Below are 15,442 nucleotides of genomic sequence, written 5' to 3'. Positions count from 1 at the left end.
TTCCCTCTGAGAAGAGAGTGGATTGTATACAATCTGGCGGCGGGTTTCATCCACGGATGAATGCACTGAACGCAACCACACATGCAATATCGTCGTTTGAGGCAGAGCGGATAAGACTGAACAATGGAGCCCTCTGCCAACCGCAACAGGACAGCGCCCATGCTTTCCCGATTTAGCTCCCGACTGATCGACAATATCCCCGCACATATAAACGCTAAATGGCGACTCAAATCATTGCGTAAACAACTACACGAGGGCTATCACCTATCAGAGTTCGACCATCATTATTTGCGTTACCGCACTGCCGGACGAGGTCAATTCCATCTGGTGTTTGCCGCCGATCCACCGGTGACCCTGGAGTGCTATGATTCTTTAATCCGTGAACTCAGCCCCCGTTACCGGATCAGCGTGCTTGAGCTGCCCGGTTTTGGCTATTCCTTTCCGAAACACAACTTCGATTTTGCTTTTGATCACTGCGTGGATGACCTGGCCAATGTACTAATGCATTGGCGAAGCGGGCCGTACGTTCTCGCTTTCCCTTGTGCGTCGGCCTTTTTTTCACTGGCACTGGCACAACGTTATCCTGCGCTGGTGTCTCATATCGCTATGATGCAGGCGCCCGATTGGCAGCAGGAACAACATTGGAAGCAACGGCTGGATCCGAAATCATTATTACGCACACCGGGGATCGGACAACTGCTGATGAAAGCGACGCAACAAAAAGTCGCCCGCGATTGGCTCGGCTATGCATCGAATACTCCGGCGTTTACCGAACAGGCCAGGCCGCATATTACCAATCAATTACACAAAGGCGGCTGTTATTGTCTGGCCTCGGCATTGCAAAGCAGTCTGCCGCAGAAAAGCCCTGAATTAGGCGGCATTACACAACCGGCTATGATGATCTACGGCGATCAGGATCGATCCCATCGTAAAACGGATTTCAACACCATTCGCTTGTACTCGGACGATATACGGGTTCAGGCCATTCCGGGCGCAGGTCATTTTCCGGAACTGGAATACCCACAGCAATTTTCCCGACTAATTGACCAATTGCTGGTGAACTCCGGTGTTCACTCCACGGCCATTTCCTGATTCAACCAGTTGATAAATAATTGCAGTCGAGAGTCATGATTCGATTTGGCACAAATGAAATAATAATCTGAATAAAGTTGTGGATGGCAATCTGACAGCCTGACCAAATGTCCGGCTGTTACGGTTGCTTCGACTAACGGCCAGGCCGCCATTGCCACACCGATACCATTTTTTGCAGCTTGCAAAGCCGTATCTGCATCATCGAAAAACATATTTTCATTTGCAAGCAGATTGGGTAGCCCCCAGGCGTCCGTCCATTGTTGCCACAAATCAGGTTGCGACAGGGTATGACACCAATTAAAGGCGGAAAGACATCGCAGATCGCCGTTCCAGTCTGACTTGTTCAACAACACCGGTGCAGCCACAGGAACTGCAAACTGTCGAAACAGTTTTTTTACATGAAGCCCTTTATCTATCGGTGGCGTAAAGCGAAAGCAACCGTCTATTTTATTGGCATCAAACGGTTTATACGTTAACTCTGATTCAAACTGTAATGAAACATTCGGGTATTGATGTTTAAATCTATGCAGCCTCGGTAACAACCAATGATTAGCAAAGTAAGGCTGAGCACTGATCACCAGTGGCTCACTTTTACTTTTATTGTGCGGGCTGATAATTTCCAGCGTGCTGTGCAACTGATCGAAAACAGATTCCAGCGTTGCACTTAATTTGGTTCCCTCGGGTGTTAATGCTAATCCACGAACCTGGCGCTGAAACAATTTACAGCCTATCTGGTCCTCCAGCCCCGCAATCTGCCTGCTCACCGCCGACGGCGACAAACACAGCTCATCGGCCGCGGCTTTAAAGCTCAAATGCTTTGCCGCAACAGAGAAGGTCCGTAATGTATTCAGGGAAGAGGGTAATGGCATCCGCATATTCAATCACATCCGGATGCCCGAACTCCACTCGAATATCAAAAACTCAGTTTTCCACCAAGCGTTTTGCCTGCATCCAGTTCAGGCAACAGGCAGTTGCTTCATCCAGCTTATCCTGCTGCCCGAAATAATAGTGGTTAGCGCCTTTTATCTCATGCATTTCCTTATCGTCATGACCTACCGCTTCAAATAAACGCCGGGTATGACTTGGCGTACAAGCGTCGTCAGCCGTGTTGCCAATCACCAGGGTCGGCACCGTAATGGTCTCAGCACAGGTTAAGCCATTCGCGTTGGAATCATCATAACTCCACTGGGATAACCAGCCTCGCAAGGTATTAAACCGGGCCAGACCAACCGGCCCGTTATTCACCACCTTTGGATCACCGAGATAGCACCAGTTGGCAGGGCGGTCGTTGGGATCCAAAGTCGGATCAATAAAACGCGGGTCAGCCATGGTGCCGTGAGTAACAAACGCAAATTCTTCACGGGCTAATCCATCCGCCCGATACGCTTCCAGCTTTTCTTTCACCCAAGCGGTAATGCGGCGGTTTCGGGCAATCTGCGCAGCACGATAACGTTCAATAAATTCTTTTGAATAGGGAGCCTGATTCGGATTATTGGGGTCATACAAATCCAGTTCCGGATCGCGTTTGGTGGGATCGTTCTCATCCAGTATTGACGCATCCATCCATTCGGTCATGGTGCCGGCGCGACTGATATGCGCAGCCAATAACATCAAGCCGTCAGCGGGAATTAAATTTGCGTCCACCAGATTAATGGGATCACCGGCTGGTGTTTCCGTTACCGTAGGGTTTTCTGCCTGACTCTGATAATACAGCGACAACGAACCACCGCCGCTCCAACCGGCCAGAACCACTTTTTTGTAGCCTTTTTTTTCTTTTGCATCGCGAATGCAGGCCCCCAGATCCAGCACCACTTTTTCCATTATCAACGCACTGTCTGTGCCGCGATAACGGCTGTTGCAATAAATCACATGGCAACCTTTTTTCGCTAAAGCCGACACCATGGGTAAATAAGATCCACCGCCGATGGGGTGCATAAATACAATCACTGTATCCGAGGGCTTATTCTCGGGCTTCAACCAATGGGCTTCCAGGGCCACGAAATCCATACTGCCCCCATAGGTATCTTTAAAGCTGGAAGTTTCGTGGAACGCCAGCACATAGGGAATACGTTGATACGGGTATTTTGCTGCGCTCATATCGGCTTCTCCTCACGACTGTCCGCCGATTCCGGAGATTTCATTTTCGAAAAATCCGCTTTGCTCATATCAACTCCCCGCATATCCAGGCTGTCCGCGGTCAGGTTTTTCAGTTTCATGGGACGTGTTTTTTCCGTCCAGGCTTTCAGCACATCGTGGGCTCTGGCAGCGTCCTGCTCCATAATCTCTTTGTAATCCGGCGCTTTTAACGTCAGCTCCACCTGCAATCCGTTGGGATCGTACATATAAATCGACTGCACAAATTCGTGATCGATCGGCCCGAAGCAAGGGCGACCCATTTTATTAATATGCCGACGCCAGGCTTTCAGTTGCTCCATGCTCTCCACTTCAAATGCAATGTGCTCATCAAATCCGTGACGGGCAATAAACATTTTTTCGTCCACGTCGTCGGGCACATCAAAAAACGCAATAAAATTACCGTCCGGGGTCTGAAAGAACAGATGCATATAATCCCGCTGCACGGTGCGTCCCGGCTCCTCATCGAATACCATGGCGGCCGCTAGTTTGAAGCCCAGCACCTCTTCGTAAAACCAGCGGGTTTGTTCTGCGTCCCGGCACCGATAGGCGGTGTGGTGCATGTTATTGGCAACTTTCAATGTGACGTCTGACATGGGCTCCCCCCTCATTTTTAATTGACTGATTGGTCACTATTCAATAGATTGTATACAATCATAGTCTAAACACCATTGCAACTGCGGAATTCGCTACCTCAGTTCACTTATTGCATACAAAAGGGGCTTCACATGGGCGCATTATCCGACGTAACCATTCTCGACCTTACCCATATGCTGTCCGGCCCTTATTCCAGCCAGCTGATGGCCGATATGGGCGCTAACTGCATAAAAATAGAACCTCCCGCGCGCGGTGAAGCTACCCGCAAGCTGCTCGCAGACGATGAGAACTATTCAATAGAAGGAGTGGGCGCTTACTTTCTTACACTCAGCCGAAATAAGAAAAGCGTCTGCATTGACCTGAAAAAGCCAGAGGGGCTGGCGCTGTTCTACGAACTGGTAAAGAAGGCGGACGTTGTCATTAATAATTTTGCCGCCGGCGTCCCGGCCCGGCTGGGCATCGATTACCAAAAGCTGAAGCACCACAATCCCGCCATCATCACCTGCTCCATTACCGGCTTTGGTGAAACCGGCCCGGAGCCCGATCGCGCCGCCTTTGATCTGGTAGCACAAGGCATGGGGGGCGGCATGTCGATCACCGGGGAAGAGGGTGCGCCACCTTTACGGGCAGGGATCCCCATCGGCGACCTGGGCGGCGGGCTGTTTGCCACTATCGGCATTCTCTCGGCCCTGAACCAGCGCCACAGTACAGGACGCGGACAGCATGTGGATATCTCGATGCAGGATTGCCAGATCTCCATGCTCAATTATATGGCGACTATGTATCTGATGAGCGGTGTGCAGCCACCGGCCGTGGGCAACAGCCATTTTGTTCATGTGCCCTATGGCACCTTTAAAACCCGCACCCGTTATCTGATTCTTGCCTGTATGGGTGATGCCTTTTATCTGAAGTTGGCCCACATGCTGGACGACCCCGAACTCATGTCACCCCGGTTTGCAACACAGCCGGTACGTTGGGCACACCGCCACTTTATCAATGAGCGGGTGCAACAGCATATCGAGAAACAAGACTGCGAATATTGGCTGCAACGCCTGAAGGAACATCGGATACCCGCCGCTCCGGTTAACGATTTCGCCTATGCTCTAAATGATCCCCAGGTATTGGCACGGGATATGGTCGTCGAGGTGCCATTAAACAACGGCACTAGCGTAAAACAGCCAGGCAATCCGGTGAAATTATCCGCCTCCCGAGCCAGTCCGATAACGCCTCCACCGGGCCTGGGTCAACATACTGAACAGATACTGTCGTCCTACCTGGATTTATCCCCTTCACAATTGGAAGAATTGCGAAACTCCGGGATTATCGCTTGATATTGCCTGCACTGACTGCCTTATAATCAGTATAACGATTATAAAAAAATGAAAAAAAGTTTTATGAGGGAGCAGTACCATGACCAATCGAGTCTACATCAACGAAGTAGGGCTGCGTGACGGCCTGCAGAACCAACCTAATCCGGTTTCCACGGAATCCAAACTGAAGCTGGCAGACGCTCTGATTGCTGCGGGTATCCGCCAGTTGGAAGCCGTGAGTTTTGTAAATCCTAAAGCAGTACCGCAAATGGCTGATGGAGCCCAGGTGTTGGCGGGATTGCCGACCATCGCCGATCTGAATGTCGCCGCGCTGGTGCCCAATATGAAAGGTTACGAGCGCGCCAAAGCAGAAGGGGTTAAATCCGTTGCCGTGGTCCTGGCTTCTACCGACACCTTCAATCTCCGCAATCTGAATATGACACTGGAGCAAACCAAAGCCACCTGCCAACAAGTCATTGCTCAAGCCAAGCAGGACGGCATTTTTGTGCGCGGCTACGTATCCGGCGCCATTGCCTGTCCTTATGACGGCACTACACCGGTTGACCTGGTGCACAAATTAACCCAGGACCTGATTGAATTCGGAGCCGATGAAATTTCCATTGCTGACACCATTGGAGCCGGTAATCCGCAACAAATCAACGACATTCTGGGGCCTCTGGTACAACAATACGGAGCGGACATTTTCAATCTGCACCTGCACGACACCCGCGGTCAGGCGCTTGCTATGGCCTGGGCCGGTATCACCCAGGGTGTGCGCCGTTTTGACAGTTCCATCGGTGGGCTGGGCGGTTGTCCATTTGCGCCGGGTGCCTCGGGTAATGTAGCGACAGAAGATCTGGTGTACATGCTGCAGGAATCCGGTTTCGAAACCGGCATCGATTTGCAGGGATTGCGCAACGCCGTCATCGTTGCAGAACAGGCTACCGGGCAATCCTTGGGCGGCAGCGTCGTACAGTGGATGAAATCCCAGGAACTACGAAAACAAAAAAATCAATCTCCCTGCATCTGACAGCAGGTTTAGACCCAACCAGGATCTGACACGCCTATGATGATTTCACCTGCAAAGTTCGGTGTGCTTTTGATGTTGCTTTTAGCTGCCTGTGCTGCTCAGGCAGACAAAGCCGATCGCGTCATTGAAGGTGAGAAAGCCAACACCAAGTTGGCAGCGGACTCACAACAGCGCATCAATAAAATCAGCGACAAAACTCAACAGCTGTTTCAAAATTTTCAATTGGAACTGAAACGGATTGACGATCTGACTCTTTATAATCAGCAAATGAAAGGACAGATCTCACGCCAGATGACCAGCATTACCGACACCACTCAAGCCATCGATGAGGTGGCTATTGTCGAGCGTCAATTATCACCACTTTTACATCGTATGGTCGATTCCCTGTCAACCTTTATCAAACTGGATGTACCCTTCCTGTTGGACGAACGTTTTGAGCGGGTTGCCTTTCTTCGCCACACGCTGGACCGCACCGATGTCACCCTGGCTGAAAAATTCCGCCAGGTGATCGAAGCCTATAACGTGGAAGTGGAATACGGCAACACCATAGAAAGTTATCGGGGCAATCTGAATCTGGGTGATCGATCCCGGGAAGTCGAGTTTCTTCGTATCGGGCGTGTCGCTCTGCTGTATCAGTCTCTGGATGGAAACGACCTGGGCGCCTGGAACAGCGATACGCATCGCTGGCAACCATTGGATGGACGCTATCGCCGGGACATTCGATTGGGACTCAAGGTCGCCAAAAAGCAGGCGGCACCTGAATTACTCCTGTTACCCGTTTTGGCACCGGAGTCCTGAATATGAAAACGTTACTTAGCTCAATATTGTGCGCTTTATCATTGGTCTTATTCGCGCCCGCGTTAACCGCCGCCAACAATCCTTTCGCTTCAAACGCTGAAATCGGTTCGCTTGACGAACTATTGGAGTTGGTAAAACAAGGTCGTATTGAACAGTCGAAATCCAATCAGCAGCGGGAACAGCGCTTTCTTGGTAATCAAAGTACGCAACAAAGCGAACTCGACAACGCCATTTCACAACGCAAGGCGCTTGAGCTTGAAAGTGAAAAACTGGAAGCAGACTACGACGCCCGCCGACAGGAACTCAACAAACTCACTCAGCGACTTGAAACCCGAATGGGTTCGCTGACCGAGCTTTTCAGTCATCTGCAAACCGCCACCAGCGATACTGCCTCACAATTACAGCAGTCGATAACCTCGGTGGAGTTGCCTTCACGGTCAGTGGAACTGGAAAGTCTGGCGGATCATCTTGGCAATAGCCGCTCATTACCGCGCATCGACGAAATAGAAAAACTGTGGTTTCAACTGCAGCGGGAAATGGTGGAATCGGGCAAAGTGAAACACCTGAACCTGAACGTCATCAATACCGACGGTCAATCGGTCAATGCCGACGTCGTGCGTATTGGCGCTTTCAATTTATTATCCGGTGATCGTTATCTGCAATACATTCCCGAAACCGGGAAGGTACTCGATCTGAATAAACAACCCGCCCGCTACATATCTGGCTATGCCGAAGATTTTACCCACAGCAAAGAAGGTTTCAATGCAGTCGCGATTGATCCGACTCGCGGCGCGTTGCTCAATATGTTATTGGATGAACCGGATTTTGTTGATCGCATTGAGCAAGGGGGTTTTATCGGCTACGTGATTCTGATTATCGGCGCCATCGGTATAATTCTGGCTCTGGAACGAATTATGTATCTGATCATGGTTACGCGGAAAGTAGCGGATCAGACCCGCAGCGAAACCATACGCAGTGACAATCCATTGGGCCGTATTCTGCTGTCCTATAAAAAGAATAAAAACCTGTCGCTGGAATCATTAGAACTTAAACTCGGCGAAGCCATTCTGCGCGAACGCGGGCCGCTGGAAAAACATCTGACGTTGATTAAAATCATTTCGGTGATCGCGCCTCTATTAGGTTTGCTGGGTACCGTTACCGGCATGATCAATACCTTCCAGACCATCACTTTGTTCGGCACCGGTGATCCCAAGTTAATGGCAGGTGGTATTTCCCAGGCGCTGGTCACTACCGTGCTCGGATTATCCGTCGCTATCCCGGTGGTATTTTTCCATACCCTGGCGAACACCCGCAGCAAAGCGGTATTGTCGGTATTGGAAGAACAAAGCACCGGCCTGGTAGCCGAAAAAGCGGAAAAGGATTCCGACTGATGTGGGCGATACTGGAAGCCTTTGCCATTGTCCGGGATTTTCATTTCGCCGGTGGGATTGTGCTTTGGGTTATCGGAACCAATACCCTGATCATGTGGACATTGATTTGCGAGCGCGGCTTATTTTATCGCTTTGGTTTGCAGCAAGAAATCAATCTGGCCGCCCAGAAATGGTTTTCCCGCGAGGACCGACATACCTGGTATGCACACCAGATTCGCTTAAAGTTAATCGCGGAAGTGCGCGCGCGTGCGCGTTTTTCGTTACCGGTTATCAAATGCATGATTACTCTGTTTCCGTTATTGGGGTTGATGGGTACGGTCACCGGTATGATTGAGATTTTTGATGTAATGAACGCGTTTGGAATGAGTAATACCCGCTCCATGGCGTCCGGCATTTCAAGAGCCACCTTGCCGACGATGGCTGGAATGGGTTCCGCGATCGTGGCATTGATGGCCTACCGAATCTTGTTTCGATACTACGAAAAACAAGCCCAGTTAATTGCAGATCGACTGACCCTTGTCACCGATAAAGGAGCAGATTAATGCGACGTCCGTTTTACCGCGTCACCGAAGAAGAAGAGAGTGGCATCGATATGACGCCGATGTTGGATATCGTATTTATTCTACTGATCTTTTTTGTAGTGACTGCTTCGTTTGTAAAAGAAACCGGTATCGAGATTAACCGTCCCCAGGCCAGCACTGCCACACCCAGGGAAACCGCCAATATCAAAATCGCCATTGATGCCAACGACAACATCTGGCTGGATAAGCGCAAAGTAGACGAACGCAGCGTAAAAGCCCTATTGGAACGGATGCATATTGAAAACCCCCAGGGTACGCTGATTATTCAGGCTGACCGCAGTTCAACCAACGACAAACTGGTGCGGGTAATGGATGCTGCGCGCGATGCAGGTATCAGTTCCATCTCCATTGCGGCTGAAGATCAGTAATCATGTTGAAGCGTTATTGCATCAGTTTCTCAATGGCGTCTGTCATCGTGACTGTGCTGTTTGCCATCATGATCGCCCTGATCAAAACCAGTGAAGTACCGGTGGACAGCAATGCAAACGCCAATGCCGTTAATTTCATCCGCATTAAAAAAGACAACTCGCTGCAATTGGAAGAAATTAAACCAGAGCCACCACCCGCACCGGAAAGTCCGCCCCCGCCAGCCGCCTTAAGTATTAAAGCCATGCAAACGTCAGAACAGTCTTTTACCATTTCAACCGACAATGAGATGGAGCCTCTGTCACTGGAGCCGGGGTTTTTCAGCGCCAAAGGGGATGATGAATATTTACCGGTGTTCCGGGTTCCGCCCCAGTATCCCAGCCAGGCTTTATTTGACCGCGTAGAAGGCTGGGTAGTGGTGGAGTTTACCATCGGCACTCAGGGGGAAGTGAAAGCGCCCAGGGTAGTCGATTCCACTCCCAAAGGTGTATTCGAACAAGCCGCACTCAGCGCAGTCAAACGTTTTCGTTTTAAACCCAGAACCATTGCCGGTACACCCATTGAAGTTCAGGGTGTACAGAATCGCATTCGCTTCTCACTGAAGAAATAACTATGGGAAAAACCTCGCATACAGAGCGCTCGCTAAGCCGATTAATCCGGATCATTATTTCCGGTTTTAGTATGGCTGCGCTGCTGTGTTTGGCATTTTCCTCCTACGCAGATGAGCCACCCGCCCTGACTGCCTTGGTCTATAAAAAACTGATCGAATCGCAACAAGCACTCGACGAAAAAAACAACGGACGTTCACTTTCAATTCTGCAATCTGTAGCAGGCAATCGTTTCAATACCGCTTATGACAACGCCATGATCTGGCACATGACCGGCTATATCGAATTCAAGCAAGGCAATTTGAAAGACAGCGCCCACGCCTTCGAAAAAGTGTTCGACTATGACATTCCGCTCAGCTTGAGTATCAGCAATCATAAGATACTCAGTCAGGTGTATATGAATCTGGGGCAGTATCAAAAGGCGCTACCCCATATTCAATTCTGGGTGGAGAACAACGACAAGGAGAGGGCGGACGCCAATGCTGTGCTGGCCCAATGTTATTACGAACTCAAACATTACAAGCAAGCTGCAAGCCATCTGCAGCAGGCCATCAATAACTATCAGGCCCAGGGTAAAACCCCCAAGGAACAATGGCTAAACTTATTGCAATCCAGTCAGGCTCAATTACAGGACCTGCAGCAACGCATACGCACCATTAAACTTCTGCTGACCTGGTTTCCGAAAAAAGAATACTGGATGGCTCTGGCCAGTGCCTATGCACAACAGGACAACATGGATAACTACCTGGCGATTCTGGCGTTGGCTGAGCGTAAGGAATTACTGGCCTCTGAATCTCAATATCTATCTTTGGCCAGTGTTTACTTAGCGCAGGGCGCGCCCATGAACGGAGCCCGGGTAGTGGAGGAAGGGTTAAGTAAGCAGCGTATTAAAGCCACATTGCGAAATCTGCGGTTTCTGGCGTCGGCCTATAGCCTGGCAAGAGAATACGAGCAGGCACTGGAGCCTCTGCAACAAGCAGCCACGCTGGACCAGGAGGGCGAAACCGATTTACTACTGGGAAATGCACTGTATCAACTCGCTCGCTGGCCCGAAGCCGCCAAAGCCTTTGAAACAGCGCTTGAAAAGGGTAACCTGAGCCAAACCACTAACGCTTGGCTGCTGTTGGGCCAGACGTACTTGAACACCAAACAATTCGATCGGTCTCTGGCTGCTTTTGAACAAGCTGCACAGGATGACGAAAAATCAGAGCAGGCTCAACAGTGGCTAAAGTATGTGCGCTATGAGCAACAACGGGCTCAAGCAGGCGACGGTTCGGATGAAAAGGACAATTCAACGTGAAAGCCATTCAGATACAAGCAGACAAATCCCTCACTTGGCAGGACGTTGCCGATCCAGCGCCACCGCAAGCTCACCAGATCGCCATTAAAGTCCACGCCACTGCCATCAACCGTGCTGACCTGATGCAACGCCTGGGTATGTATCCGCCACCACCGGGAGCCAGTGATATTCTGGGATTGGAATGCGCCGGCGAGGTCAGCGCGGTGGGTAAAGGCGTTTCCCGCTGGAAGCCAGGGGACAAAGTGTGCGCTTTACTCAGCGGAGGCGGTTTCGCTGAAACCGTCGTGTGCCACGCCGACCACGCGCTTCCGGTACCCGCTGGCTTCAGTTTTCAACAAGCTGCTGCGCTACCGGAGGTGTTTGCTACTGCCTGGTCGAACATTTACATGCTGGGCAACACGCAGCCCGGTCAAAAAGTGTTGCTGCATGCCGGTGCCAGTGGTGTCGGCACCGCGGCCATTCAATTGTGTAAACAGTTCGGTAATCCGGTGTTCGTCACCGTTGGTGAGCAGGCGAAATTGGACCGGTGCCTTGAGCTGGGCGCTGCTGCGGGCCATCTGCGCCACGACGGTGACTTTACCGAGGTGGTTAAAACCTGGGCCGGAAAGGACGGGGTGGCCACAATTCTTGATCCAGTTGGTGGTAACTATCTTGAACAGAACCTAAAATGCCTGGGCACCGATGGTCGTTTGGTTATTATTGGCCTGATGGGCGGGCGCAGCGCCGAACTGGACCTGGGCCGTCTGCTGATCAAACGTATACAAGTCATTGGCTCCACGTTACGGAGTCGTGATAACGAGAGCAAAGCACACATTATCTCGCAGTTGAACAACAAAGTGTGGCCATTATTTACACAAGGTAAGTTGAATCCGGTCATTGATCGGCAATATCCTATTGAACAAGCCAATGCTGCCTTCGACGTCGTGGATCAAAATAAAACCACAGGCAAGGTCATTCTGAATCTGGCTCATTAAAGGCCCACAAGTTGGCCTCATTTCTCGGCACATTTTTATAAAAAGACATTAGTTAAGAGGGGATATATGGCAGTGGAGACACTGGAAGTGGGGGTGGAACCCGTTGATTTGGTTATGTTTTCCTTTAAAGAAGACCTAGTCGACCCGAGTCTGGCCAAGCATTTCAACACCAAAGAACTGGATCAGACGATCAACAGCTCGGCTCACCGAGCGCTCCAGGTTTGTAATGCCACCGCTCAGCTTATGCTGGCCAAGTACATTACCGACAAGGTAGACGACGTTAACGCCGCTAAGCTCAGAGCAGAACACATCGCCTACGACCTGGGTGACGAGGAATACGATCCCGATCAGCCCCGCAACAACCCCTTCGAAGAACCCATACTGGCGGCCGCCTGGCAAGCCGGTTACGACAGTGCCAAGCATTCGAAACGGCTCAAACCATTGGCAGAGCTGGAAAGTAAATACTGGAATGAAGGTGTCAATACGGAAGACTCACGCTCTCAGTATGAGCTGTGTGCCCTTCAGCTGTATAAAATTGCTGCTCAACTGGAGCGAGGCAAAAATGCAGAGCGGGCTAAGCACCTGGCAATGGAAATGTGCCGATATCATGAAGGTGAAACCCCCTCGATCAAACGCCAGATAGAAATCGATCGTTTCATGGCCAGACAAGCCGAGCGCATAGCAGAAGAGATTGATTTTTAGGCATATTGCTGTAACGACCCGTTCAGATCTATCACCCCCGGTACCCTGCTCTCCGGCTGGCAGGGTCGCGGAAAACTCCTACACTTAGTTTGTATTCACTGACTAAAAGCTGGGAGTCATTCCCCTAACCCATGGCACTTGAACTCATTCCGTATCACAAAAAACGTGTGCTGATCATCGAAGATATGGCAGAAATGCGTACGTCCTTAAAATCGATGTTGAACAACATGGGGGTTAACCTGATGGAAACCGTCGGCAACGGCGAAGAAGCCATCATTAAGTTGAGCTACAACAACTACGATATCGTGTTTTCCGATTACGAGCTTGGACGTGGAAAAGACGGCCAGCAAGTACTGGAAGAAATGAAAGCATCCGGGAAAATGCCAGCCTCCACCGCCTACATCATGGTTACCGCTGCCCAAACCGTGGAAATGGTCATGGGCGCCTTGGAATACGAACCGGATGGCTATATCGCGAAACCGGTCACTTTGGATATCTTACGCACTCGACTCAATCGAATCATCCGCACCAAAGAGGTGTATCGGGAGATCAATCAGTTCATCGACAGGAAAGACATCGACGGCGCCCTGGAAGCCTGCAACCGGCTGGCGGTGGAGCGGCCTAAATTCGCATTACCGGCTTACCGCATTAAGGGCAAGCTGCTACTGAATGAAGAACGCTACGAAGAGGCCCGCGATATTTACGACACCGTGTTGGGCATTAAACGCGTCGCCTGGGCGGTACTGGGCATGGGTAAGGTCGAATTCCAGCAAGGTAACTACGAGGCCGCACAGAAATTACTGGAAGGTTTAACCAGAACCAAAGCCAAATACGTTGAAGCCTCCGACTGGTTAGCCAAAGCGCTGGAAGCACAAGGCAAATACAAGGCTGCACAACAGGTATTGGAGCAGGCGGTTGAGCAGTCCCCGAAAGCGATCCGGCGGCAACAGGCGTTGGCTCGCCTGGCCGACCTCAACGGCGATGCGGATGTCATGTTCAAAGCCAGCAAAAAGGCCAGCATACTGACAAAAAACTCCGCCTTCCGCGACGCCGACAACCAAATCCGTTATGCCAAAGCTCTACAAAAGGTGCTTAAATACGGCGGCATGCGCGAGCAAAAGATTGCCAGTAAAGAAGCCATGGTGGCACTGGAATCGGTCAAAACGGTCACCGATCTAACCTCGCTCCAACTACTGAAATGCGGACTGGTGGAAGCGCAAACCCTGTTCAATAGCAACCGTGAAGACGTCGCCAGAATTGCCTATAGTGGCTCCCTCGCCATGATGGGGGACGACCTGCAATTGTCCCCAGACGACAAACTGGATCTGCTTGCAGCCAAGCTGGTCATGGAAGATGAAGCCAGCAGTCAAGCGTACGCCGCCACTCTACTAAACGAAATCGGAAACGATCCGCGATTACTAAAAAAATATTACGGCGTTCTGGATTTTCACTTGATACCGGATCCGCAAAAACGCCACGCACTACTCAAACAACGCGGCGCTGAATTGCTGCAACTGAAAGACTACGAAGGTGCATGGGAGATCTACTACAAAGCCACCCGACTGCCCATCACCGACAGCGACTGTCAAATTGCAGCTCTGCAAGCGGCGGTAGGCTTGTATCGGGAAGGCCCCCGCTCCAGCGAACGGTTGCAGCTAACCAACGCGCTGTTCGGTGAATTGCAGGATATGAGCAACAACGACCCCCATTACCCCGAACTGGAAAAACTACGCCTGCAATGGACACGACAGACTCAAGAAGATGACGACCAAAGCACAACTGGCTGAGCAACTGCTGGCCGCTTCCATACATGAGATTAAAAATCGCTTTGGTCTGATGTTCTCCCAACTCGATACGCTTTTGACGACACTGCCGCTCAATGAGCAGCATCAACACGACGCCGAGCACATCAAAAGCGAAGCCCAATTCGTCGGCAGTGAATTGGTGCGGGTATTGGCCAGCTATAAAGCCTTAATGTACGGAGACACTGGCAACGACACATTAGAGCACGATCAGCAATTTGTGCTGGATTTTCTGGAAGAGAAAATCGCCCGCCACAGCAACACCGTAAGAGCCCACGCCCTACAGCTGAACTACGAATGCGATGAAGATCTGGACGGCTTTTTTGATCCCGCTCTGATTAGTATCATTCTGGATACCGCCATCTACAATGCTGTAAAAGAACACGCCAGAACCCTGCTACTGAGTGCCGAAAAACGCGTGGCAGAGGGCAGCGCTGAGACATTGCTAATCCGCATCGAAGACGATGGACCCGGTTTTCCGCAAAGTGTGCTCGAAGACACCGGCAATCCCGCAGCCCCGGGCCACACCCGCCCGCTCCGCGACGATGGCCATTCCACCGGCTTGGGGCTGTACTTTGCCCGCACACTGATTGCCCAACATCACGCAGGCGGCCGCCAGGGTCAAATTCATTTAGGTGTCAGCGATCACCTCGGTGGTGCCAGCGTCACCCTGATTTTGCCACAATAGGCTAATCTGCCTCCTCAAACCCTTCATTCCACTGCTAAAAACCCGACTAGACCAAGCAAGCCGCGTCATT

16 protein-coding genes are annotated in these 15,442 nt (G+C 51.0%); 13 read left to right on the top strand and 3 right to left on the bottom strand.

Annotated elements, in window-relative coordinates:
• Positions 1–159 precede the first annotated feature (159 nt).
• Positions 160–1,092, top strand: coding sequence for an alpha/beta fold hydrolase (locus tag FT643_RS19250; RefSeq protein ID WP_198043708.1), 933 nt, complete (start codon positions 160–162; stop codon positions 1,090–1,092).
• Here the strand turns inward: FT643_RS19250 and FT643_RS19245 are convergent.
• From FT643_RS19245 to FT643_RS19235, 3 genes are read right to left on the bottom strand one after another with little or no spacing between them, the layout of a single operon-like run.
• Positions 1,071–1,961 carry a LysR substrate-binding domain-containing protein gene (locus tag FT643_RS19245; RefSeq protein ID WP_198043707.1) on the bottom strand — a complete coding sequence of 297 codons (891 nt, stop codon included), beginning with the start codon at positions 1,959–1,961 and terminating at the stop codon, positions 1,071–1,073. The two genes, FT643_RS19250 and FT643_RS19245, sit on opposite strands and share 22 nt — an antisense overlap.
• Positions 1,962–2,013: 52 nt before the next feature.
• A complete protein-coding gene (locus tag FT643_RS19240; RefSeq protein ID WP_156873048.1) occupies positions 2,014–3,189 on the bottom strand; it encodes an alpha/beta hydrolase family protein in 1,176 nt (391 codons plus the stop codon).
• Entirely contained in the window at positions 3,186–3,821 is a 636-nt protein-coding gene (locus FT643_RS19235; RefSeq protein WP_156873047.1) for a VOC family protein, read from the bottom strand. Before FT643_RS19235 ends, FT643_RS19240 begins: the two co-directional genes overlap by 4 nt.
• Positions 3,822–3,953: 132 nt before the next feature.
• On the opposite strand from FT643_RS19235, the gene FT643_RS19230 reads away from it, so the two are divergent.
• The 12 genes from FT643_RS19230 (at position 3,954) to FT643_RS19175 (ending at position 15,372) form a co-directional block, all read left to right on the top strand.
• Positions 3,954–5,153, top strand: coding sequence for a CaiB/BaiF CoA transferase family protein (locus FT643_RS19230; protein WP_156873046.1), 1,200 nt, complete (start codon positions 3,954–3,956; stop codon positions 5,151–5,153).
• A 79-nt stretch (positions 5,154–5,232) separates the two neighbouring features.
• Positions 5,233–6,162 (top strand): hydroxymethylglutaryl-CoA lyase, encoded by a 930-nt coding sequence (locus FT643_RS19225; RefSeq protein WP_156873045.1) that lies wholly within the window; start codon positions 5,233–5,235, stop codon positions 6,160–6,162.
• A 36-nt stretch (positions 6,163–6,198) separates the two neighbouring features.
• Positions 6,199–6,960 (top strand): DUF3450 domain-containing protein, encoded by a 762-nt coding sequence (locus tag FT643_RS19220; protein WP_156873044.1) that lies wholly within the window; start codon positions 6,199–6,201, stop codon positions 6,958–6,960.
• Positions 6,961–6,962: 2 nt separating this feature from the next.
• Positions 6,963–8,351: a MotA/TolQ/ExbB proton channel family protein gene (locus tag FT643_RS19215; RefSeq protein ID WP_156873043.1), complete on the top strand. Its 1,389-nt coding sequence runs from the start codon at positions 6,963–6,965 to the stop codon at positions 8,349–8,351.
• Positions 8,351–8,893 carry a MotA/TolQ/ExbB proton channel family protein gene (locus FT643_RS19210; RefSeq protein ID WP_156873042.1) on the top strand — a complete coding sequence of 181 codons (543 nt, stop codon included), beginning with the start codon at positions 8,351–8,353 and terminating at the stop codon, positions 8,891–8,893. Before FT643_RS19215 ends, FT643_RS19210 begins: the two co-directional genes overlap by 1 nt.
• Positions 8,893–9,300, top strand: coding sequence for an ExbD/TolR family protein (locus FT643_RS19205; RefSeq protein WP_156873041.1), 408 nt, complete (start codon positions 8,893–8,895; stop codon positions 9,298–9,300). The genes FT643_RS19210 and FT643_RS19205 overlap by 1 nt, the downstream gene beginning before the upstream one ends.
• 2 nt (positions 9,301–9,302) lie before the next feature.
• Complete coding sequence (locus FT643_RS19200) at positions 9,303–9,908, top strand: energy transducer TonB (RefSeq protein ID WP_156873040.1); 606 nt, start codon at positions 9,303–9,305, stop codon at positions 9,906–9,908.
• Positions 9,909–9,910: 2 nt separating this feature from the next.
• The gene (locus tag FT643_RS19195) at positions 9,911–11,206 is read left to right on the top strand and encodes a tetratricopeptide repeat protein (protein WP_156873039.1); all 1,296 of its coding nucleotides are present in this window, start codon (positions 9,911–9,913) and stop codon (positions 11,204–11,206) included.
• Entirely contained in the window at positions 11,203–12,180 is a 978-nt protein-coding gene (locus tag FT643_RS19190) for an NAD(P)H-quinone oxidoreductase (RefSeq protein ID WP_317622078.1), read from the top strand. Before FT643_RS19195 ends, FT643_RS19190 begins: the two co-directional genes overlap by 4 nt.
• A 66-nt stretch (positions 12,181–12,246) precedes the next feature.
• Positions 12,247–12,882: a hypothetical protein gene (locus FT643_RS19185; RefSeq protein ID WP_156873038.1), complete on the top strand. Its 636-nt coding sequence runs from the start codon at positions 12,247–12,249 to the stop codon at positions 12,880–12,882.
• 131 nt (positions 12,883–13,013) lie between these two features.
• Complete coding sequence (locus FT643_RS19180; protein ID WP_156873037.1) at positions 13,014–14,669, top strand: response regulator; 1,656 nt, start codon at positions 13,014–13,016, stop codon at positions 14,667–14,669.
• Entirely contained in the window at positions 14,644–15,372 is a 729-nt protein-coding gene (locus tag FT643_RS19175; RefSeq protein ID WP_156873036.1) for a sensor histidine kinase, read from the top strand. Before FT643_RS19180 ends, FT643_RS19175 begins: the two co-directional genes overlap by 26 nt.
• The last annotated feature ends 70 nt before the right edge of the window (positions 15,373–15,442 follow it).

This window comes from Ketobacter sp. MCCC 1A13808 (assembly GCF_009746715.1).
GTDB lineage: Bacteria > Pseudomonadota > Gammaproteobacteria > Pseudomonadales > Ketobacteraceae > Ketobacter.
This window is presented reverse-complemented; position numbering and strand designations above follow the sequence as displayed.

Coding starts and splice junctions, on each gene's coding strand:
- FT643_RS19250 (WP_198043708.1), top strand. CDS start 160: ATGCTTTCCCGATTTAGCTCCCGACTGATCGACAATATCCCCGCACAT.
- FT643_RS19245 (WP_198043707.1), bottom strand. CDS start 1,961: ATGCCATTACCCTCTTCCCTGAATACATTACGGACCTTCTCTGTTGCG.
- FT643_RS19240 (WP_156873048.1), bottom strand. CDS start 3,189: ATGAGCGCAGCAAAATACCCGTATCAACGTATTCCCTATGTGCTGGCG.
- FT643_RS19235 (WP_156873047.1), bottom strand. CDS start 3,821: ATGTCAGACGTCACATTGAAAGTTGCCAATAACATGCACCACACCGCC.
- FT643_RS19230 (WP_156873046.1), top strand. CDS start 3,954: ATGGGCGCATTATCCGACGTAACCATTCTCGACCTTACCCATATGCTG.
- FT643_RS19225 (WP_156873045.1), top strand. CDS start 5,233: ATGACCAATCGAGTCTACATCAACGAAGTAGGGCTGCGTGACGGCCTG.
- FT643_RS19220 (WP_156873044.1), top strand. CDS start 6,199: ATGATGATTTCACCTGCAAAGTTCGGTGTGCTTTTGATGTTGCTTTTA.
- FT643_RS19215 (WP_156873043.1), top strand. CDS start 6,963: ATGAAAACGTTACTTAGCTCAATATTGTGCGCTTTATCATTGGTCTTA.
- FT643_RS19210 (WP_156873042.1), top strand. CDS start 8,351: ATGTGGGCGATACTGGAAGCCTTTGCCATTGTCCGGGATTTTCATTTC.
- FT643_RS19205 (WP_156873041.1), top strand. CDS start 8,893: ATGCGACGTCCGTTTTACCGCGTCACCGAAGAAGAAGAGAGTGGCATC.
- FT643_RS19200 (WP_156873040.1), top strand. CDS start 9,303: ATGTTGAAGCGTTATTGCATCAGTTTCTCAATGGCGTCTGTCATCGTG.
- FT643_RS19195 (WP_156873039.1), top strand. CDS start 9,911: ATGGGAAAAACCTCGCATACAGAGCGCTCGCTAAGCCGATTAATCCGG.
- FT643_RS19185 (WP_156873038.1), top strand. CDS start 12,247: ATGGCAGTGGAGACACTGGAAGTGGGGGTGGAACCCGTTGATTTGGTT.
- FT643_RS19180 (WP_156873037.1), top strand. CDS start 13,014: ATGGCACTTGAACTCATTCCGTATCACAAAAAACGTGTGCTGATCATC.
- FT643_RS19175 (WP_156873036.1), top strand. CDS start 14,644: ATGACGACCAAAGCACAACTGGCTGAGCAACTGCTGGCCGCTTCCATA.